This window comes from Devosia sp. 2618 (genome assembly GCF_040546815.1).
Taxonomy (GTDB): Bacteria; Pseudomonadota; Alphaproteobacteria; order Rhizobiales; family Devosiaceae; genus Devosia.
The window spans coordinates 499,027-519,067 of record NZ_JBEPOO010000001.1; the positions used below are offsets into that span (position 1 = coordinate 499,027).

The 20,041-nt window shown below is 62.8% G+C and carries 14 protein-coding genes; 7 read left to right on the plus strand and 7 right to left on the minus strand.

The features are described 5' to 3' along the window. Positions 1-23: 23 nt before the first annotated feature. Complete coding sequence (locus ABIE28_RS02360) at positions 24-1,253, plus strand: MFS transporter (protein ID WP_354059753.1); 1,230 nt, start codon at positions 24-26, stop codon at positions 1,251-1,253. 6 nt (positions 1,254-1,259) lie between these two features. On the opposite strand, the gene ABIE28_RS02365 is transcribed toward ABIE28_RS02360, so the two are convergent. The 3 genes from ABIE28_RS02365 to sseA all read right to left on the minus strand — a co-directional run bounded on the left by ABIE28_RS02365 (position 1,260) and on the right by sseA (position 6,525). Next, positions 1,260-4,373 carry an efflux RND transporter permease subunit gene (locus ABIE28_RS02365; RefSeq protein WP_354059755.1) on the minus strand — a complete coding sequence of 1,038 codons (3,114 nt, stop codon included), beginning with the start codon at positions 4,371-4,373 and terminating at the stop codon, positions 1,260-1,262. Positions 4,374-4,383: 10 nt separating this feature from the next. Further along, on the minus strand, positions 4,384-5,559 hold the full coding sequence (locus ABIE28_RS02370; RefSeq protein ID WP_354059757.1) for an efflux RND transporter periplasmic adaptor subunit: 1,176 nt from the start codon (positions 5,557-5,559) through the stop codon (positions 4,384-4,386). Between the two features lie 132 nt (positions 5,560-5,691). Then, positions 5,692-6,525, minus strand: a complete 834-nt coding sequence (sseA, locus tag ABIE28_RS02375; protein WP_354059759.1) for a 3-mercaptopyruvate sulfurtransferase — start codon at positions 6,523-6,525, stop codon at positions 5,692-5,694. A gap of 190 nt (positions 6,526-6,715) precedes the next feature. Between sseA and ABIE28_RS02380 the strand changes: the two genes are divergently transcribed. Continuing rightward, positions 6,716-8,782, plus strand: a complete 2,067-nt coding sequence (locus ABIE28_RS02380; RefSeq protein ID WP_354059761.1) for an acyltransferase family protein — start codon at positions 6,716-6,718, stop codon at positions 8,780-8,782. 2 nt (positions 8,783-8,784) lie between these two features. On the opposite strand, the gene ABIE28_RS02385 is transcribed toward ABIE28_RS02380, so the two are convergent. The 4 genes from ABIE28_RS02385 to ABIE28_RS02400 all read right to left on the minus strand — a co-directional run bounded on the left by ABIE28_RS02385 (position 8,785) and on the right by ABIE28_RS02400 (position 12,734). Beyond that, a complete protein-coding gene (locus ABIE28_RS02385; protein ID WP_354059762.1) occupies positions 8,785-9,846 on the minus strand; it encodes an ABC transporter ATP-binding protein in 1,062 nt (353 codons plus the stop codon). Positions 9,847-9,848: 2 nt separating this feature from the next. Next, positions 9,849-10,640 carry an ABC transporter permease gene (locus ABIE28_RS02390; protein ID WP_354059764.1) on the minus strand — a complete coding sequence of 264 codons (792 nt, stop codon included), beginning with the start codon at positions 10,638-10,640 and terminating at the stop codon, positions 9,849-9,851. Continuing rightward, positions 10,637-11,512, minus strand: coding sequence for an ABC transporter permease (locus tag ABIE28_RS02395; RefSeq protein ID WP_354059766.1), 876 nt, complete (start codon positions 11,510-11,512; stop codon positions 10,637-10,639). Before ABIE28_RS02395 ends, ABIE28_RS02390 begins: the two co-directional genes overlap by 4 nt. A 148-nt stretch (positions 11,513-11,660) precedes the next feature. Further along, positions 11,661-12,734, minus strand: coding sequence for an ABC transporter substrate-binding protein (locus ABIE28_RS02400; protein ID WP_502913422.1), 1,074 nt, complete (start codon positions 12,732-12,734; stop codon positions 11,661-11,663). A gap of 630 nt (positions 12,735-13,364) precedes the next feature. On the opposite strand from ABIE28_RS02400, the gene ABIE28_RS02405 reads away from it, so the two are divergent. The 5 genes from ABIE28_RS02405 (at position 13,365) to ABIE28_RS02425 (ending at position 20,023) form a co-directional block, all read left to right on the plus strand. Further along, on the plus strand, positions 13,365-14,630 hold the full coding sequence (locus tag ABIE28_RS02405; RefSeq protein WP_354059770.1) for an imelysin family protein: 1,266 nt from the start codon (positions 13,365-13,367) through the stop codon (positions 14,628-14,630). A 166-nt stretch (positions 14,631-14,796) separates the two neighbouring features. After that, positions 14,797-16,308 carry a di-heme oxidoreductase family protein gene (locus ABIE28_RS02410; protein WP_354059772.1) on the plus strand — a complete coding sequence of 504 codons (1,512 nt, stop codon included), beginning with the start codon at positions 14,797-14,799 and terminating at the stop codon, positions 16,306-16,308. Beyond that, positions 16,308-17,378, plus strand: a complete 1,071-nt coding sequence (locus ABIE28_RS02415; RefSeq protein ID WP_354059774.1) for an imelysin family protein — start codon at positions 16,308-16,310, stop codon at positions 17,376-17,378. The genes ABIE28_RS02410 and ABIE28_RS02415 overlap by 1 nt, the downstream gene beginning before the upstream one ends. A gap of 2 nt (positions 17,379-17,380) precedes the next feature. Then, positions 17,381-18,478, plus strand: a complete 1,098-nt coding sequence (locus ABIE28_RS02420; RefSeq protein WP_354059776.1) for a DUF1513 domain-containing protein — start codon at positions 17,381-17,383, stop codon at positions 18,476-18,478. A 99-nt stretch (positions 18,479-18,577) separates the two neighbouring features. Next, the gene (locus ABIE28_RS02425; RefSeq protein WP_354059778.1) at positions 18,578-20,023 is read left to right on the plus strand and encodes an HWE histidine kinase domain-containing protein; all 1,446 of its coding nucleotides are present in this window, start codon (positions 18,578-18,580) and stop codon (positions 20,021-20,023) included. Positions 20,024-20,041 lie beyond the last annotated feature (18 nt).

A 20,041-nucleotide genomic window follows, 5' to 3' on the forward strand; every position in this document is an offset into this window, starting at 1 on the left:
GGTTCAGGCAAGAGGCAGCGGTTATGGCGAGCATCGGCGCGTCGATTGAGAATAGGTCCAGTACAAGCGCGTTTATCGCCCTGTCATTGGCGACGATGCTGGCAACTGTGGGCACCAGCATTGCCAATATTGCGCTGCCGACGCTGGCCGAAACGTTTTCGGCGCCTTTCGCTGCGGTGCAATGGGTGGTGATCGCCTATCTCGCGGCGTTGACGCTTTCGGTGGCTGTCGTTGGGCGGCTGGGCGACGTGTTTGGGCTCAGGCCCATGTATCTGATGGGCGTGGCGCTGTTTGCGTTTGCGTCGTTGTTGTGCGGGTTGGCGCCGGGGTTGTGGTTTCTGGTGGCGGCGCGGGCGCTGCAGGGAATTGGCGCGGCGTTCATGATGACGCTGGCCATGGCGCTGATGCGGCAGATGGCCAGTGACGGGCGCGTCGGGAGGGCTATGGGGACGCTAGGCACGGTTTCGGCACTGGGGACGGCGCTTGGTCCAGCGCTGGGTGGCGTACTGATTGCGACGCTGGGTTGGCGCAGTATTTTTCTGGTTCAGGTGCTGCCCGCTTTGGCGGCGCTGGGGTTGGCGCTTGTCTATGTGCGGCGCGATGAGGCGCGAGGTGGGGTGTCGGCGTTCGACCTTGCGATGCTGCTGGACCGGAAGCTGGCGCCCAACCTCATCATCAACGTGCTGGTGGCTGCGGTGATAATGACGACGCTGGTGGTGGGGCCGTTTTATCTCGGGCTCGGTCTGGGGCTGGACAGTATTGCAGTCGGGCTGGTGATGACAGTGGGGCCCGCGATTTCGATTGCCAGCGGGTTGCCGTCTGGGTGGGCGGTGGACCGCTGGGGCGCCGGGCGATTGCTGGTCTATGGGCTGATGTTGATGGCGGGCGGGGCGTTCCTGCTGGCGGTGTTGCCGAACCTCCTTGGTGTGCCGGGATATGTCGTGGCGGTCGCTGTTTTGACGCCGGGATATCAGCTGTTTCAGGCGTCCAATAATACGGTGGTGATGACCGATGTTGCCAAGGATCGCCGGGGCGTGGCGTCAGGCCTGTTGGGCATGTCGCGCAATGCGGGGCTGATCGTGGGGGCGTCGGCGATGGGTGCGGTGTTTGCCTATGGCGTGGGTGGTGGGGAGCTGGCGCGCGCCAGCTCGGCCGCCGTTGCCAAGGGGATGGGGCTGACCTTTGGCGTGGCGGGCGTGCTGATGCTGCTCGCGCTGACCATTGTTTTCGCAGGGCGAAGAGAGGCCGATTGAGCGCGGCTATTCCGCGGGTTCGACCAGTCCGTTGGCGTCGTCGAGTTCGCGTTCGAGGCGGGCTTCTTCTTCGGCCTTGGGCTTACTGAAGCGGGCCAGCAGAAGGTAGGCGACGGGAGTGAGGTAGAGCGTCGAAATGGCGGCAAAGCTGAGGCCGCCGACGATGACCCAGCCGAGAGCCGTGCGCGCTTCGGCGCCGGCGCCGCTGGCGAGGACCAGCGGCATGCCGCCCAGAATGGTGGCGATCATGGTCATCATCACCGGGCGCAGGCGAATGTTGGAGGCTTCCTCGATGGCTTCGGCGACCGACATGCCGCGATCGCGCAACTGATTGGCGAACTCGACGATCAGGATGCCGTTCTTGGCCATGATGCCCACGACGAGCACCAGCCCAATCTGGCTGAAGATGTTGAGACTGCCTCCCGTGACCATGAGTGCATAGAGCGCCGCCGCGATGCCGAAGGGCACGGTGGTCATGACGATGACGGCGCTCCACAGGCTTTCGAACTGGGCGGCGAGCACGAGCAGGATAATGACCAGCGCAAAGCCGAAGGTGGCGAACAGAGCGCTGCTTGATTCGCCGAGGGTCTTGGCTTCGGCGAGAGGAATGATCGAGACGCCTTCGGGCAGGATGGGGCGGGCCATTTCGAGCATCTGGTAATAGGCGTCGCCGAGTGCCATGCCGCCATCAAGGCTGGCGGTGACCGGGACGGCGCGGCGTTGCTGTTCGCGGCGGAGCGAGGGCGGCACGGCGGATTCAACGATGGTGGCGATAGTGGACATGGGCACGTAGCGGCCATCGCCGGTGCGCACGAAGAGGGATTCCAGATCGCGCGGGTCGTTGACCGGATTGGCGGTCGAGACCATGCGGACGGTGTAGCTCTTGTCGTTGATGAAGACGTTGCCGACGTCGCTGCCATCGATCATGGCCTGCATGGTGGTGGCGAGGCCATTGATGTCGATGCCCAAAGCATCGGCCTTGGCGCGGTCGACGGTGAGCGTCAACTGTGGCTGGGTGGTGTCGAAATTGACGGTGACGCGACCGAAGCGGCCGTCGGCTTCGAGCATTTCCGAGATCGACTGGGCGGTGTCGGCGAGCACGGTGTAGTCGGAGCCGACCACCGCGAACTGAAGGCCCGAGCCGCCGCCGCGAATGCCGAGGCTATTGCCCTGACCGATGGAGGAGCGGACGCCGGGCACCTGCGCCATCAGGGCGGTGATGTCGGCGGCGATCTGCTGCTGGCTGCGCTCGCGTTCGCCCCAGGAGGCAAGGGTGAGAGTGAGCGAACCGCCGCTGCCCCAGCCGGACAGCACGAAGATGGATTTGACCTCGCCGCTATCGACGAAGGGCTGCAGCATGGATTCGACCTGGGTCAGGCGGGTGCGGACATAGTCGAGGCTGACGGTGTTGGGCGCCATGATGCGCAGGGAAATCTGCGAACGGTCTTCGGGCGGGGTGATTTCCTGTCGGAGATTGCCATAGACGAAATAGGACGAGCCGGCGAAGAGCACCGCGACCAGCACCACGACGAAGGGGTTGCGCAGGGCGATGTGGAGCGTGCGGCGATAGAGGGCCGAGAGCCAGCGGCCGAAGGCGCCGAGCGGGCCGCCCTGATGGCCTTCCTTGTGCGGCTTGAGAAAGCGCGAGGCGATCATCGGGCCCATCGACAGCGCGACGACGGATGAGAGCAGGACCGCGATGGCGAGGGTGAAGCCGAATTCGCGGAACAGGCGACCGGACTGGCCGCCGAGGAAGGAGAGCGGGATGAACACAGCGGCCAGCGTCAGCGTGGTGGCGACGACGGCGAAGAACACTTCCTGCGTGCCGAGCACGGCGGCGGCGCGGGGGCCGGCGCCCAAGGCTTTGCGGCGGACGATGTTTTCGAGCACCACGATAGCGTCATCGACCACGAGGCCGGTGGCGAGCACCAGCGCCAGCAGGGTGATGATGTTGAGCGAAAAGCCCGCGAGATAAATGCCCGCGACGGCGCCGAGCAGGGCGATGGGCATGGAGAGCGCCGGCACGATGGTGGCGCGCCAATCGAGCAGGAACATGAAGATGATGGCGACGACGACGACCAGCGAGACGATAAGCGCGATCTGCACTTCATGCAGAGCGCCGTCGATGAAGACGGCATCGTCGCTGGAGACGTTGATCGAAACGCCGGCGGGCAGGGTTTCGTTGAGGGTTTCGACGGCGGCGTGGATGCCTTCGGAAATCTCGATGGTGTTGGACTGCGCCTGACGGACGATGCCGAGGCCAATGCCGGGCTTGCCATCGGAGCGCAGCGATGAGGTGCTGGCGGCGGCATCGAACACCACGGTCGCCACATCGCCGAGACGGGTGTGGCCGTTGATGATGATGTCTTCGAAGTCCTTGGGCGTGGTGACTTCGGAGATGGCGCGGACCGAAATGTTCTGGTTGGGGCCATTGATCGAACCGGCTGGGGTGTCGAAGGCAATGGTGGACAGGGCGTTGCGGATGTCGGCGACGGTCAGACCGAGGCTAGCCAGTTTGAGCTGGTCGACGTCCACCTCGAACGCGGTATCGCGCGTGCCATAGACCTGCACTTCGGCCACGCCTTCGACGGCGCCGAGGCGTTCGGCGATGACGGTTTCGACCAGATCGCTGAGGGCTGCGACCGACATTGTGTTGGAGGTGACGGCCAGCTGCATGACTGGCTGGGCGTCGCTATCGGCCTTGAAAATGGTGGGCGCTTCGACGCCGTTGGGCAGGCTGCGGGTGATGCGGCTGAGCGCATCGCGCACGTCGGAGGTGGCGATATCGAGATTGGTGCTGGTGGAAAATTCCAGCGTGACGCGGCTGTTATTGGTCGAGGAACTGGACGAAATGCCGGTGACGCCCTGAACGCGGGCGACGGCGCCTTCGACCACGGCGGTGACTTCGCGGTCGACCGTTTCGGCGGCCGCGCCGGTAAAGGTGGTCGAGATCGACAGCACCGGCTGTTCGACGCTGGGGAGTTCGCGCACTTCAACGCCAAGCAGCGCCGCAAGCCCCGCGACCACGATCATGGCATTGATCACAGCTGCCAGCACGGGCCGCCGCACGAAGAGCGCCGCCAGAGTGCCGCCGCGTTCGTTCTTCTGGGCAATCGACATGCTGGGTCTCCTAGGGCTGGGTGGCCTGGGCCGTTGCCGTGGTTCCGTCCGGTCCTTCGAGCAAGGTGACGTCTGCGCCTTCCGTCAGCTGCAAAATGCCTTCGGTGATGATGGCGTCGCTCGGGGTGAGTTCGGCGCGCACGAGGACGCCGTCGCTGTTGCGCTGGATGATTTCGGCCATGACGCGGCGGGCTTTGCCGGCATCGTATTTCCAGACATAGGAGCCTTGGGCTGACCAGAGAATGGCCAGCGGATTGACCGTTGGATATTGTTCGCCGGGGAAGCTGAGCGAGACCGAAAAGGACATGCCAGCGCGCAAAGCGCGGTCGTCATTGGGGATTTCGGCCTGGACCTGAAGCGTGCGGCTGGCTGGGTCGATGCGGTTGTCGATGGCGCTGATCTGGCCTTGGAAATCGCGGCCGGGCAGGGCGACGGCGCGGACGCTGACATCTTCGCCAAGGGCAATGGAGGCCGCGTAGCGCTCGGGCACCCAGAAATTAACCAGTAGCGCCGAGGTGTCGTCGACGGTGGTAACCGTGGTTTGCGGCGCGACGTAGTTGCCTGGCGTCACCTGAAGCAGGCCGATGGTGCCGGCAATGGGGCTGGTGATGGTGCGGCGCGACAGGGCGACGGAGGCGTTGCGCAGCTCGAGATCGGCATTGGCGGCGGCCAGTTGGGCGGCGGTCAGCGCGGTGGTGGCGACGATGCTCGAGCTGGCCAGACCCTCGGTGCGGGTGAGGGTGGTATTGGCATCATTGGCGGCGAGCTGGGCGCGGTCGAATGCGATCTGTTCGGCTTCGGCATCGAGGCGGGCGATGACATCACCAGCAGCCACGATCTGACCGGGGCGCACCAGTACTTCGGCGAGATTGCCGCCGGCTGGGGAGGTGACAGTGACCGAACGGGTGGCGGTGCCTTCGCCGATGGCCGAGAGCGTGTCGTTGATGGTGGCGAGCGTCACCGGGGTGGTGACGACATTGGTCTGGCGCCCGGCAAAGCCGCCGGGGCGACCACTTTGGCCGCCACCCGGACCGCCAGAGGCGGTGGGGCGTTCATCGGCTGAGGGGCCGAAGGGCAGGTGGATACCGTAGCCGCCGAGAATGGCTGCTGAGCCGGGGACGAAAAACACCCAGGCGAGAGCCGCCACGACCAGAACAATGAGAGACGCCAGGAGTTGCCGGATCAAACGCTAAACCTCGGATGGGCAAAGAAAAGGTACCGACGAAGCGGCGAATATTGCCCAACCTTAGCAGCCCGATCCCGGATGACACATTACAAACGGGCCGACACATTACAAAGACGTAAGGTCGTGATGACCCTAGGACACGACTTCAGCGTCCTTGCGGCCACCCCATTCGGTCCATGAGCCATCGTAGACTGCGACCTTTTCGGCCCCGGCCACATTGAGCGCGAGCGCCAGCGTCGAGGCGGTGATGCCTGAGCCGCAGGAGGTGATGATGGGCTTGGACAGGTCGAGGCCACGATCGGCGAACAGCTGGGTGAGTTCGGCGGCGGGCTTGAGCAGGCCATTGTCAGTCAAAAGGCTGACCGGGACATTGAGGCTGTTGGGAATGTGGCCGGCGCGCAGGCCGGCGCGGGGCTCGGGCACTTCGGCGTGGAAACGCGGCGCCGGGCGCGCGTCTGCGATTTGGGAGGCACCATCACGGCTGCGGTCGCGCACGGTTTCGAAATGGGCGACGCGTTTTGGATCAAAGCTGGTCTGGAACACCTGTGGCGCGCGCGAGACGAGGCCCACTTCGGTGGGGCGACGCTCGGTGCGCCATTTGGGACCGCCACCGGCGAGGATACGCACATCGCGGGCGCCCATGGTAAGGAAGGTCCACCAGACGCGGGGCGCTGAGAACAGGCCGAGCTCGTCATAAATGACGATTGTCATGCTGTCGGAAATGCCCAGCGCGCCGACCATGCGGGCGAAGTCATTGGGCGAGGGGAGCATGTGGGGCAGATCAGTGCTGGTATCGGCCACGCCGTCGATATCGAAGAACACGGCGCCCGGAATGTGACCCGCCAGATATTCGGCCTGCGCGTTGCGCGCCGCATTTGGCATGTGCCAGCTGCCATCAAGGACGACAAGGTTTGGATCGCTCAAATGAGCGGCGAGCCATTCGGTGGTGACGAAGGGATTATGCAAATCAATGCTCCAGCAAGGCGCCTGGTGGCGCTGCCGCACAATGGCGCGCAAGGCGGGCAAGGTCAAATAGCGCGTGGTTCACTTCGCGGCGAATTTGGTTCCATGCTTTGGCGCATGGCTCGCCTGCCGGGGCGCGATTGCCGGGCGACGTTGAAGCCGGTAACACCATGGGGCCTGCAGGAACCGACCGATGAATTTGCATGAGGCCACGGCCGTCGCGCGTAGCAAGAGCGAGGCGCTTGCCTATCAGCCCTTTGTCGATGGGCTGCGCGCCATCTCGATTTTGGCGGTGGTGCTGTACCATGTCGGCCTGCCCGGGGTGCCGGGCGGATTTGTCGGCGTCGACGTGTTTTTCGTCATCTCTGGCTACCTGATCATCAGCCAGATCGTGGTCGGGTTCGAGCGTGGCCGGTTTTCCATGGCCGGGTTCTGGGCGCGGCGGGCGCTGCGGATTTTGCCGCCGTACCTGCTGGTGATCGTCGTCAGCCTCGTGATCGCGCCGTGCGTTTTGGTAATGCCGGGCGAGTTCAAGGATTTCAGCGATCAGGTGATCTGGTCGGCGGGCATGGTGGTGAACCAGCTGTTTGTCGGGCAGGGCGGGTATTTTGATGCGTCCGCTGACCTCAAGCCGCTGCAGCATCTGTGGTCGCTGGCGGTGGAGGAACAGTTTTATGTCGTCGCGCCGCTGCTGATTGGCGGGCTGTGGTGGGTGTCGCGCCGGATGGGCGGGCAGGCGCTGCGGATCGGCGTTTCGGCTGTGTTGTTCGTCGTGTCGCTGGCGCTGTGCGTCTATTGGACCGGGACGGGCGACAGCACCAATTATGCGTTTTATCTGATGCCGCTGCGGGCCTGGGAATTCATTGCCGGTGGGGCGGTGGGGTGTGCGGTGCCCTATCTGCTGCGGCTGCCCAAGCCGGTGATCTCGGCGCTGACGGCGGTGGGATTGGCAATGATCCTCGGAGCGGTGGCGCTGTTCACGGCGGCGACGCCGTTTCCGTCGTTCTGGGCAGTCATCCCGGCCCTGGGCGCGGCGCTATTGATCGCGGGCGGCGTGGCGCATCCGGCGGGACTCGTCGTGCGCGGCCTGACATGGCGGCCGATGATGTGGATCGGGCTGATTTCGTACGCCTGGTATTTGTGGCACTGGCCGCTGCTGGCCTTCATGCGGGTCTATAATTTCGGCGAGAAGGTGATGGTGTGGGACGTGGCGATGGGGGCGCTGTCGTTCGTGCTCGCCATCGGCACGCATCTTTGGATCGAGCGGCCGATCCGCGAATGGCGGCAGCGGACGCGCGTGCAGATGGATTGGCGGCCAGTGCTGGTCGGCGTTGCGGCCTGCGCGGCGGTGGCGGTGAGCGGGTTTGGTTTTGCCAATTTCGTCACGCCGCCACAGCTTGGGACCTATCAGCGAACCGACAGCATTTTGCATGCTGGGGATCTGTGCCGGCTCAATCTGAGCGATCCGAACGACACCTGCCCGATTGAGGTCGAGGCGCAGCTGGGTGTGTTGTTCGGCGACTCGCATTCGCAGATCGAGCGGCTGTTGTTCAATACGATTGCGCATCGTTATGGGGCGCAGATTGCCAGTATCGGGGGCAATCGGTGTGCGCCGATCCTGGGTGTCGATATTCTCAACGGCTACCCGGAAGGCTGCGACAAGATCAAACTGGACGGCATCGCGGCGATCAGCAGCGGGCACTACAAAGCGCAGTTTGCCATTCTGGCGGCGCGGTGGGCGGCCTATAATAACAATCCTGATCAAAGGGTTGGCGGCGAGGACGGTTGGGCGCTGGCGGAGCCGGGGCAGGACGTCGCGAGCGATCAGCAGAAGGCACTCTACATCGAGGGGCTGCGCAACAGCATCGCAGCGCTGGAAGCGGCGGGCGTAAAGCGCATATTGGTGCAGGGGCCGACGCCGGAATGGCTGCGGCGGGTGCCGGAATGTGTGACCCGGGCCGATGCGATGCATCTGAGCCGGGATGCCAATTGTGCGCTGCCACGAGCCGTGGTGGAGGCAAGGCGGGCCAATGTGGTGGCGTGGCTCAAGGAGGCGCTGTCGGCTTTTCCAGAGGTGCGGTTCGTTGATCCGTTGGACGTGTTTTGCGACGCGACGATGTGCCGGCCCTATGACGGGCAGGTGCTGTTGTTCAGCGATGACGACCATATGAGCGAGGCCGGTCAGGCGCGGGTCTATCGCGCGTTCGAGAACGATTTCCGCTGGGCGTTTGGCGCCCCCGGATCAGGTCCGAGGGCCTAGTATCAGTTCTGCAGAACCAGCAAGTCCTTGCTGGCGAGGCTGATGGTGACGGGCTCGCCGCGGTTGGGCGGGGGCGTGCGCTGGTCGTTGAAGGTGTCGAGGCTGACGACGTTCTTGCCGAGCGCGACGCGCAGGCGGATGACCGAGCCGAGGAAGGTGACGTCGGCAATGGTGCCGGTCAGCGTGATGTCATTACCATCGCGAGGGCCGACCGAGAGCACTTCGGGGCGCAGGGTCAGCAGGCTCGTGGCATTGGCCTTAGCGTCGGGCGGCAGATTGGCGACCGTGATGGTCTGGCCGTCGACGGAGACCGAGCGGGTGGCGGGGTCGATGACGTTGACTTCGATATTGTTGAGCTGACCGACGAAGCTGGCAACGAAGCGGGTCGCGGGCTGGTTGTAGATTTCGTGCGGCGAGCCAAGCTGCTCGATATTGCCGGCATTCATCACCACGACGCGGTCGGAGATGGACAGCGCCTCTTCCTGATCGTGGGTGACGAACACGGTGGTGATGCCCAGATCGAGCTGGATGGCGCGGATTTGTTCGCGCAGGCTGACGCGGATTTTGGCGTCGAGGGCGGACAGAGGCTCATCGAGCAGCAGAAGACGCGGCTTGGGGGCGATGGCGCGGGCGAGGGCGACGCGCTGTTGCTGGCCGCCGCTCATTTCGTAAGGGTAGCGCTTCTCAAAGCCGGGCAGGCCGATCAGCTTGAGCATTTCCTCGACGCGGGCGCGGCGCTGGTCGGCGGGCATGCCGGCGATCTTGAGGCCAAAGCCGATATTGTCGCCAACCGTGAGATTGGGGAACAGGGCATAGGCCTGAAACACCATGCCGAGCTGACGCTGGTTTGGCTTGAGGTGGGTGATGTCCTGGCCATCGACCTGGATGGACCCCGAGGTGGGGTTTTCAAACCCCGCGATCATGCGCAGGATCGTGGTCTTGCCGCAGCCCGATGGGCCGAGCAGGGAGATGAACTCACCCTTGTCGAAGGAAAAGCTGACGCCTTTCACCACGGTATTGGTGCCGAAGGACTTGGTGAGGTTCTGGACGTTGAGAAATGCCATGGTCAGTCGGTCCGGGCGGAAGTGCGTGGGGCAAAGCGCCCGATGACATTGATCATGCCCATGGCACCCCAGGTGATGATGAAAGAAATGATGGCCAGCGCTGCTGGCTCATAAGCGCGGTTGGCGCCAATGTTTTGCAGGTATGGACCGAATGCGGGCCTGTTGAGCAGGCTGGCGATGGTGAACTCGCCAATGACAATCGCAAAGGTCAGGAAGGCGCCGGAGAGCACCGCCACAAGGATGTTGGGCAGGATGATCTGGCCGATGATCTGGGCGGTGTTGGCACCAGCGATCTGGGCGGCTTCGGTCAGCGTCTGCACGTCGATCGTGCGCATGCCGGTATCCACGGCCCGATACATATAGGGCAGGGCAAGGGTCACATAGGCGCAGGTCAGCAGGATATCGGTGCCGAGCGCGCTGCCGGTGAAGGGAATGATCGAGCTTGAATTGTAGAGCCGGATGTAGCCATAGACCAGCACGATGGCCGGGATGATGAGCGGCATCAGGGTGATGAACTCTACAAATGGCTTGAGCTTTGGTACCCTGAGACGAACGAAATAGACCGCCGGAACGACGACCAGCACGCCCACGATGATCGAGCATAGGCCGATAATGGTGGAATAGAGGAAGGTCGCCTGGAAGTTGGGATCGGCAAAGACCGAGGCGTAGCTGTCAAAGCTATAATAGCCGCGCCGCATCTTGAGCGAGAACTCGAAGGTGGCGACAAGCGGAATGATGAAATAGGACGCGCCGACAAGGAAGACGACCCAGGCCCAGAACCGGTTGGACTTCATTTCATCCACCTCTCGGCACGGGCCGAAATCACCAGGTAGATGATGTTGGCAAAGGCGGTGATCAGGATCATGCCCAGAGCAAGCGCTGCGCCGAGGCCAGGGTTTTGCAGCGCATCGCCGCGTATCTGCGCATAGAGCAGGATGGGCACGATGTTGAGCGAGGAACCGGTCAGCGCATAGGCGGTGGCGATGGCGCCAAAGGCATTGGCGAACAGCAGCGACAGCGTGCCGAGAAAGCTCGGCCACAGAATTGGGAAGCCGACATAGCGCCAGAACTGCCAGGGCGAGGCACCCAGAATGGCGGCGGCTTCGCTCCACTCTTTCTTGAGGCCATCGACCGCCGGGGCGATGATCAGGATCATCAACGGAATCTGGAAGTAGAGATAGGTGATGGTCAGGCCCCAAAAGCTCAGGAGGTTAAAGCCGGACTTGTAGAGGTCGACGCCGATGAACTTGAGGATGACGGTGACGAGGCCGAGCCGGCCGAGTGTCGAGATGAAGGCGAAAGCAAGCGGCACGCCGGCGAAATTGGACGCCACGCCCGAAAAGGTCATGACGGCGGAGCGCAGGCCCGAAGGCAGTCGGCCACGAATGATAGCGAGGGTAATGGCCAGACCGATCAGCGCGCCGAGAATGGCGGAGGCGCCCGAGATGCGGATCGAAATCCAGTAGGCGGCCATGATCTGGTCGGTGAACAGACCCATGATATTGTCGAAGGTGAACTGCCCGTCGCGGCCAATAAAGGCCGCGCCGACGAGATAGAGCGTGGGCAGGATGAGGAACATCACCGCAAAGATGATGAACGGTGCGACGCCCAACCACTCAAGCGAGAGGCGGCGAGCCGGGCGAGGGGATGCGGTGGCGTCGGTCATCGAGGGGCCTCAGTAGACCTCATGGTGAGCCTGTCAAACCACGAGGTCGTGGCACACAGGAACGAGATCCAGCCACGACCTCTTGCTTCGACAGGCTCAGGATGAGGTCTGTTGAAGCGGTCGTGGCTGGTTTAGTCATGCAGCAGCTTTACTCGGCAACGTTGGCGCCGACAACGGCGTCCCACTGGCCGGTGATGGTGGCCTTGGCAGCGTTCTGCTGCTCGATGCTTGGGAACACGGCCTTGGCGTAAGCTTCAGCTGGTGGCAGGGCGTCGAGCATTTCCTGTGGAATCTTGCCGGCATCGGCAAGCGCGTTGAAGCGGATCGGGTGGCAATAGCCCTTGAGCCAGCCGAGCTGACCTTCGTCCGAATAGAGGTATTCCATCCAGAGCTTGGCGGCATTTGGGTGGGGAGCGTGAGCCGAGATGGCCTGGACGTAAACGCCAGCGACAACGCCAGTTTCTGGAACGACGATTTCGGCGGCTGGGTTGCCGGCGAAGCTGTCGCGCCATGCGAGCAGGTTATAGTCCCAGGCGATTAGGATCGGAGTGGTGCCCTGAGCAACGGAAGCGGCCTTGCCGATGACTGGAACGAAATTGCCGGCCTTGTTGACCTCGGCGAAGAATTCCAGACCTGCCTCGGCAGCGCCTTCGTCCTTACCGGTCTTGGCGATACCAGCGGCATAAACCGACTGGATGGCCTGAGCGGAGGCACGTGGATCGCCAGCCAGAGCGACAGCGTTGGAATATTCTGGATCGGTCAGGTCGGCCCAATCAGCTGGGACCTTGGAGACCAGATCGGTGTTCACGAGCATGGCCATCACGCCATAATAGTCGCCATACCAGAAGCCGTCGGCATCCTTGGCATCGGCTGGAATGTCGTCCCAGGTGGAGACCTTATAGGCCTGGATCAGACCTTCGTCCTTGGCCTGTGGGCCAAAGGCCAGGCCGACGTCGATCACGTCTGGAGCCTGTGGGCCGGTATTGCCGATATTGGCGCGGATGGCTTCGAGCTCATCGGCCGAACCAGCATCTGGGTTCAGTTCGTTGACGGTGATGCCTGGATACTTGGCCTTGAAGCCGGCGATCACGTCGCCATAGCCGCACCAGTTGTGGGGCAGGGCGATAGTGGTCAGCTGGCCTTCGGTCTTGGCGGCTTCGTAGAGCGCGGCAAGGTCGGTCTGGGCGAAGGTTGGGGCAGAAACGGCGAGCACGGCAAGCATGGACACAGATGCGGCCAGCGACTTCTTGATGGACATGTTCAGTCTCCCTGAATTGGTCGTTCGAGAGCGACCATTGAGAGCCGCTCCGGCGAACTGGCGTGGGAAGTAGAGAGAGCGTGTGACAGTGCGATGACGGTGATCGGAACGGCTTGTGACAGCCGTTGAATGGGCTAAGCCGCCCGGATATCAACCGCTTGCGCCCAGACCCCGCTCCATACCGCATCCTCCCAGTTGCAATTGTGACAGTGCCCGTTTGTGACAGTTTAGTCCAGATGGTCAAAAACTGTGGGTGAGGCACGCCCTCCTTCGACAGGCTCAGGATGGTTCGAGGCTGGTAAGAACTCGCACCGCACCATGAGGGTTACTCTTGGTGCGGTGTTTTAGGAGCCCTCATGGTGAGGTGGGAGCGCAGCGACCCTCGAACCACGAGGGCTTGCCAGGTGTTGTTTTGGCTGGGCGCTATGCTCCTCGCTAACCGGTCCCCACAAATTCGAGTAGCAAGTAACTGGATTGCTTTGTCTTTTCTGATTTCGTCGCTTACTTTAGACTTCTTCTAAACTATTGAAATTGAATTGCTTTTCAAAGTTGACGGGCGTAATCGGCTTTTAAGTTCACCCTGGAGGATCAGTCATGATCTCGCTCGGCAAGCGCACCCTGCGCAGCTTCGCCATTGCCCTTACCCTGTCCGTCGCTCCAATGGCCGCCTTTGCGCAGGCCCCGGCTGATGCCGATGTGCTGGCAAACTATGCTGACATCGCGCTGGCCGGATATGAGGATGCGCTGACCACGGCCAAGGCGCTCGATGCCGCTATCGATGCGCTGATCGCGACGCCAAGCGAAGCGACGCTGACGGCGGCACGCGAAGCCTGGAAGGCTGCGCGTATTCCCTATCAGCAGACCGAGGCGTTTCGCTTTGGCAGCCCGATCGTCGATGAGTGGGAAGGCCGCGTGAATGCCTGGCCGCTCGACGAGGGGCTGATCGACTATGTGGATGCCAGCTATGGCAATGAGAGCGACAGCAATGCGCTCTATCTGGCCAACGTTATCGCCAATCCGAAGATCATCATCGACGGCGTTGAACTCGACGCAACCAACATCACGCCAGAGCTGCTGCAGGACAATTTGCAGGAAGCGGCAGGCGTTGAGTCCAATGTGGCGACCGGCTACCACGCCATTGAATTCCTGCTCTGGGGCCAGGACCTGAATGGCACCGGTCCGGGCGCCGGAAATCGGCCTTATACCGACTATTCGACGGCCGACCATGCCGACCGCCGCGGGGCGTATCTCAAGGCTGCGTCGACGCTGCTGGTCAACGATATTGAAGAGATGGTTGGCAACTGGACGGCCGATGGCGCGGCACGCGAGGCGCTGGGCGAGCTGGGCATTCCGGCGATCCTGACCGGCATGGGATCGCTCAGCTTTGGCGAAGTGGCCGGCGAGCGCATGAAGCTGGGTCTGCTGCTGCATGACCCGGAAGAAGAGCATGACTGCTTCTCGGACAATACGCATATCTCGCATCTCTATGATGCGATCGGCGTGCGCAATGTCTATGAGGGCAAGTATACCCGCATCGACGGTTCGGTGGTTGAAGGCGCATCGCTGTCGCAGGTGATCGCGGCCAAGGATGCGGCGCTCGACACCGAAATCACCGCGCTGCTCGATGATACGGTCTCCAAAATGCAGATCATGGCCAAGCGCGCTGAAGACGGCGAGGCGTATGACCAGCAGATCGGCGAAGGCAATGTGGAAGGCAATGCTGTGGTGCAGGCCGCTATCGACGGGCTGATCGCACAGACGCGCGGCATCGAGCGGGCGGTGGCGCTGCTTGAGCTGGGCGATGCGGTGACGATCGAGGACAGCGACTCGCTGTCGAACCCGGATGCTGTGTTCCAGTAAACGGAACAACTTGTGCGCGCGGAGGGATACCCCTCCCTGGCCCTCCCCTCAAGGGGGAGGGTGAGATCGAGCTCCTGGCACGATCTCATCGCACCAACAAAGTTCACCCTCCCCCTTGAGGGGAGGGCAGGGAGGGGGTAATGCCCGTCCAACCCCGGTAACCGCCATGAAAACCCGCCTCACCATCGCTCTTGTCGCATTGCTGGCCGGGGGACTGGCATTGGCGCAGGATGGGGCTGTGCGCAGCGATCTGACGCCAGAAGATCTGGCGCGGGTGCAGGCGGTGACGGCGCCGACGACGGACTTTTCCAAGGCCGAGAATTTTGAGGCCAAGCCCGCGGGCAAGGGCACGACGACCAAGACGCCCAACGCAGACTCGTTTTCCCATTTTCTGGCCAGTCTGAGCTTTGAGCAGGAAGAGCAGTTCAAGCTCGGCAATGCGCTGTTTCGCAAGATCTGGGTGAGTTCGCCGAGTTCGACGCAGGCGTCGGACGGGTTGGGGCCACTGTTCAATGCGCGTGGTTGCCAGAGCTGCCACATCAAGGACGGACGCGGGCATCCGCCGTTCGAGGGGCAGGCGGAAAATGTCTCGATGTTCCTGCGGCTATCGGTGCCGCCGGGCGACAAAGATACACGCGTGGCAATGGATGGTGTGATTGCGGGCGAGGTGGGTGACCCCACCTATGGCACGCAGTTGCAGGATTTTGCTGTGCCGGGCCTCAAGGCCGAGGGACGCATGGTGATCGACTATGCCGAGGTGCCGGTGACGCTGGGCGATGGTTCGGTGGTGCGCTTGCGGCAGCCGAGCTATTCGATTGTGGACCTCAATTATGGGCCGCTGGCGCATGATGTGATGATCTCGCCGCGGGTCGCCAATCCGATGATCGGGCTGGGGCTGATCGAACAGATTCCCCCCGAGGATATTCTGGCGCTGGCCGACCCGGACGATGCCGATGGTGACGGGATTTCGGGGAAGGCCAACTGGACCATTGCGCCCGAGACCGGGACGGTGATGCTGGGCAGATTTGGCTGGAAGGCCGGGATGGCGACCATTCGCAGCCAGTCCGCCTCGGCCTTTGCGGGCGATATCGGGATTTCGACGCCGCTGGTCAATCTGCCCTATGGCGATTGCACCGAAAAGCAGCCGGAATGTCTGGCCATGCCCAATGGCGAACAGGCGCGGCTTGGCGTGTCCGAGGCGCCTGATCCGGTGCTCGATCTCGTGACGTTTTATGCGCAGACGCTGGGCGTGCCTGAGCGGCGCAATGTGGGCGACGCGGCGGTGTTGCGCGGCAAGCAGGCGTTTTATGAGGCCGGTTGCGCCAGTTGCCACGTCCCCAAATTCGTCACCAGCCGCAATGCCGAAAACCCAGCGCTGAAATTCCAGCTGATCTGGCCCTATTCCGATTTCCTGCTGCATGACATGGGCGAGGGGCTGGCCGATCATCGGCCTGAGGGGTTGGCGGATGGTTATGAATGGCGCACGCCGCCGCTTTGGGGGCTTGGTTTGACCCAGACGGTATCGGGGCACACATTTTTCCTGCATGATGGGCGTGCCCGCAATCTCGTCGAGGCCATTTTGTGGCACGGTGGGGAGGCGCAGGCATCGCGCGATGCTTTCGCGCAATTGTCCCAGGCCACGCGCGACGATCTCGTCGCCTTTCTGGAGTCGCTCTGATGCGTCTTCTGCTTGTTACCCTGCTCGCTCTGCTGACCGGTCCTGCCATGGGGCAGGAAACCATTACGGCGCGCGAGATTTTGCAGAGCGCGGTCAATGAGGTCATCCGCCCGGCCATGCTCGAATTCAAGGGCAAGGCGGACGGGCTGTCCATTGCGATGAATGCGCTGTGCACGGTGCCATCGGCAGGTACGGTGGCGATTGCCAAGGGACAGTTCCGGCAGGCGGTGCAGGCCTATGGGCGCATCGAATTCATCCGCATCGGGCCACTGATGGAAGACAATCGCTCGGATCGGTTGCTGTTCTGGCCGGATCGGCGCGGCATCGGGCTGCGACAGGTGCAGGCCATTTTGGCCGATGATGATCTGTCGGCAACGCAGGTGACGAGCCTGCGTGGCAAGAGCGTGGCGACGCAGGGCTTCGGGGCGCTGGAATTTGTGCTGTTTGGCACCGATGCCGAGGTGTTGGCGACTCGCGATGGGCAGTTTCGCTGCCAATATGGCCGGGCCATCGCCAGCAATGTGAGCCAGATTGCGGGGGAACTGGCAACGGGCTGGTTTGCGCAAGGCGGCATTGCCGATCATCTCAAGACCCCGGCGCCGGAATATGCCGACTATCGCACGACCATCGAAGCGATGGAGCAGTTGGTGGGGCTGGTGTCGCACGGGATCGAAGCGACGCGCGACACGCGGATCAATGCGTTCATCGCCAAGGGCGAGGCGGCGGCTAAGCCCAAGCAGGCGATTTTCTGGCGGTCGGGGCTGACCATGACCATGGTGCGCGCCAATATCGAGGGCATGCAGCGGCTGATGGCGATTTCGGGTCTGGCGCGCGCGGTGCCGGCCAAGGATGTCGGGCTCAATGACAGCATTGCCTTTGAATTCCGCAATGCCTATCGCGCGCTCGACATTGTCACCCTGCCGGTGGAAGCGGCTGTCGAGGACAAGAAGCAGGCGTTTGCGCTGGGTTATCTGGTGCTCGTGACGCAGTCGCTGCAGTCCATTGTCGGCGAACAGCTGTCTACGGCCATGGGCCTCAGTGTTGGGTTTTCCTCGTTGGATGGAGACTGAGGATGTGGCAGCGCAGGGCGTTTTTGAAAGCGGCCGGCGCGGGATTTGCCGCCAGCCTGTTGCCAAAGCAGATTTTTGCGCTGGAACGTAGCGAGCTGGTGTTTGCCAGCTCGGTGCAGACCGCGAGCGGCGGCTATGGAGCGGTGCTGCTGGGTGAGCGCGGCGACCTGATTGCCAGCATCGACCTGCCCGATCGCGGGCATGACATTACCATCAGTCGCGAGGCGGGGCGTGGCGTGGTGTTTGCGCGCCAGCCGGGCACGTTTGCGGTGGTGTTTGATCCGGCGGGCAAGGAAGCCCCGGTGACGCTGACCAGTATCGAGGGGCGGCACTTCTTCGGGCATGGCGTGTTTTCGCCGGACGGGCGCTTGCTCTATGCGACCGAGAGCGATTTCGAGGCGGCCGAGGGCGTGATCGGCATTTACGACGCGACCGACAAGTATCGGCGCATCGGTGAGTTTCCGACCTACGGGACCGGACCGCATGAAATGCTGTTGATGCCCGATGGCGTGACCTTCGTCGTCGCCAATGGCGGGATCGAGACGCATCCCGATTTCGGACGGGCGGAACTCAACCTCGACACCATGGACCCGTCGGTTGTGTTTATCGACCGGCGTACGGGCGAGCTGGTGGGGCAGTTAAGGCTCGATGCCGGGCTGCATCAGCTGTCGATCCGGCACATGGCCATCGACGGGCAGGGACGCGTCTGGTTTGGCTGCCAGTATAAGGGCACCCCTGCGGATAGCCCGCAGCTGGTGGGTTATGCGACCATGGATGGCGCTATCGAGCTGATCGAACTGCCCAAGGATACGCTGCTCGACCTGCGCAACTATGTGGGCTCGGTGGCGGCATCGCTGGATGGCTCTCGGGTGGCGATTTCATCGCCGGAAGGCGATCTGCTGGTGGCGATTGATACCGAAGGTCGTCGGCCGGCGCTGGTCGAGACGCTACGCAATGGCTGCGGGCTGGCGGCAGATGGCGATGGTTTTGCGGCCACAAGTGGCACCGGCGTGATGGTTGGGATAGCAGGCGCGGCGCGCGATGAGCAGCGCTTTGACTTCCTGTTTGACAACCATTTGCTCCGGCTCGATCAGGCGTAGCGGACGCTATCGCTTGCCAGCACCAGATAATTGTCAGACTTATGGAGCCAGATGGCCCACGCACCGTTATGTGTGGCCTGTAAATGATCTGGAGCCCTGATGTCCGTTGTCTTCCAAGCGTCTACTGACGCATTGCATGACGCTCTGCGCGGTGCCGGACCCGGTCTTGTGGGCAATGATGCGCTGCTGGCCGCCGTGCTGTCGGGCAGCGGCGACTGCATCAAAATTCTCGACCTCGACGGTCGCCTGCAGTTCATGAGCGAGGGCGGCAAGCAGGTAATGGAGGTCGATGACTTCTCCCTGCTCAAGGGATGCCCATGGCCCGATTTGTGGGCCGACGAGGGCAATCTCGCTGCCAAGCAGGCGATTGAAGATGCGCGCAATGGCCTCGCGTCGCAGTTTTTTGGCGCGGCCAATACTGCGCGCGGCACAGCCAAATTCTGGCATGTGCGGGTTATGCCGATACTGGGTGCGGATGGGAAGCCGACGCATTTGCTGTCGATTTCGACCGATATTACCGAGCAGAAACGGACGGAGCTGGCGCTGCGCGAAAGCGCAGTGCAGGCGCGGCTGGCCATGTCTGCGGCGCAGATGGGGCTGTGGCAGTGCCAATTGATCAATGGCGCGCTGGTCAATCTCAAGGGAGATGACCAGGCGGCGGATTTGCTGGGCGGCGTACCTGGCGAGCCGCTGGACATCGACATATTGTTTGAGCGCATCGACGAGGCGGGGCGGACCAGTTTTCTGGCGGCAGTGCAGGGGGCGCTGACGCAGGTCGACGGTATTCTCGATGTGGAATATCGGCTGTTGCCGCGTGGCGACGAGGGCGAGCGCTGGGTTCATGCGCGGGCGCAGGTTTTGCCATCCTCGGTGGGCAAGCGCGTCATCGGCACGGTGCGCGAAATTTCCCAGCGCAAGACTGCCGAATTGCGACAGGTGGTGCTGGGCGCGGAGCTACAGCATCGTATCAAGAACATCCTCGCCATGGTCAGTGCCATCGCGGTGCAGACGCTGCGCGGCGACGATATTGCCGATCGCCGCATGGCGTTCAGCGCGCGGCTCCAAGCCTTGGCTCATGCCCATGATCTGCTGACCGCCAAATCCTGGCAGGGTGCGCCGATGCGCGGCGTGATCGAGGGCGCGCTGGTGCCGCACGTTTCGGGTACGGACAATTTCAGCCTTGTCGGCGACGATATCGAGCTGTCTGCCAAGCAGGCGCTGTCGCTGGCGCTGACGGTGCATGAACTGGCGACCAATGCCGCCAAATATGGCGCGACATCGGTGCCAGGCGGTACGGTGGCGATCCGCTGGGGCGTGGAGCCTGACGAGAAGGGCGACAGGACGTTCAAGTTCGTCTGGCAGGAGAGCGGCGGGCCAATTGTGGTCGAGCCGGAACGGCGCGGCTTTGGCACTCGACTGATCACAAGAGTGCTTTCTGCCGATTTCAACGGAAAAGTAGGCATCGAATACGCGCCGAGCGGCGTTGTATGCACACTAGCGTCACCGATAACGAGCGTCCTGGCCGACAATCCGGCCCTGGCCTGAACTGTGAAGGCGGCGTGA

Bases quoted from the DNA above. Each gene is read 5' to 3' on its own strand.
- ABIE28_RS02360 (WP_354059753.1), top strand. From the start codon at position 24: ATGGCGAGCATCGGCGCGTCGATTGAGAATAGGTCCAGTACAAGCGCG.
- ABIE28_RS02365 (WP_354059755.1), bottom strand. From the start codon at position 4,373: ATGTCGATTGCCCAGAAGAACGAACGCGGCGGCACTCTGGCGGCGCTC.
- ABIE28_RS02380 (WP_354059761.1), top strand. From the start codon at position 6,716: ATGAATTTGCATGAGGCCACGGCCGTCGCGCGTAGCAAGAGCGAGGCG.
- ABIE28_RS02385 (WP_354059762.1), bottom strand. From the start codon at position 9,846: ATGGCATTTCTCAACGTCCAGAACCTCACCAAGTCCTTCGGCACCAAT.
- ABIE28_RS02390 (WP_354059764.1), bottom strand. From the start codon at position 10,640: ATGAAGTCCAACCGGTTCTGGGCCTGGGTCGTCTTCCTTGTCGGCGCG.
- ABIE28_RS02395 (WP_354059766.1), bottom strand. From the start codon at position 11,512: ATGACCGACGCCACCGCATCCCCTCGCCCGGCTCGCCGCCTCTCGCTT.
- ABIE28_RS02400 (WP_502913422.1), bottom strand. From the start codon at position 12,734: ATGCTTGCCGTGCTCGCCGTTTCTGCCCCAACCTTCGCCCAGACCGAC.
- ABIE28_RS02405 (WP_354059770.1), top strand. From the start codon at position 13,365: ATGATCTCGCTCGGCAAGCGCACCCTGCGCAGCTTCGCCATTGCCCTT.
- ABIE28_RS02410 (WP_354059772.1), top strand. From the start codon at position 14,797: ATGAAAACCCGCCTCACCATCGCTCTTGTCGCATTGCTGGCCGGGGGA.
- ABIE28_RS02415 (WP_354059774.1), top strand. From the start codon at position 16,308: ATGCGTCTTCTGCTTGTTACCCTGCTCGCTCTGCTGACCGGTCCTGCC.
- ABIE28_RS02420 (WP_354059776.1), top strand. From the start codon at position 17,381: ATGTGGCAGCGCAGGGCGTTTTTGAAAGCGGCCGGCGCGGGATTTGCC.
- ABIE28_RS02425 (WP_354059778.1), top strand. From the start codon at position 18,578: ATGTCCGTTGTCTTCCAAGCGTCTACTGACGCATTGCATGACGCTCTG.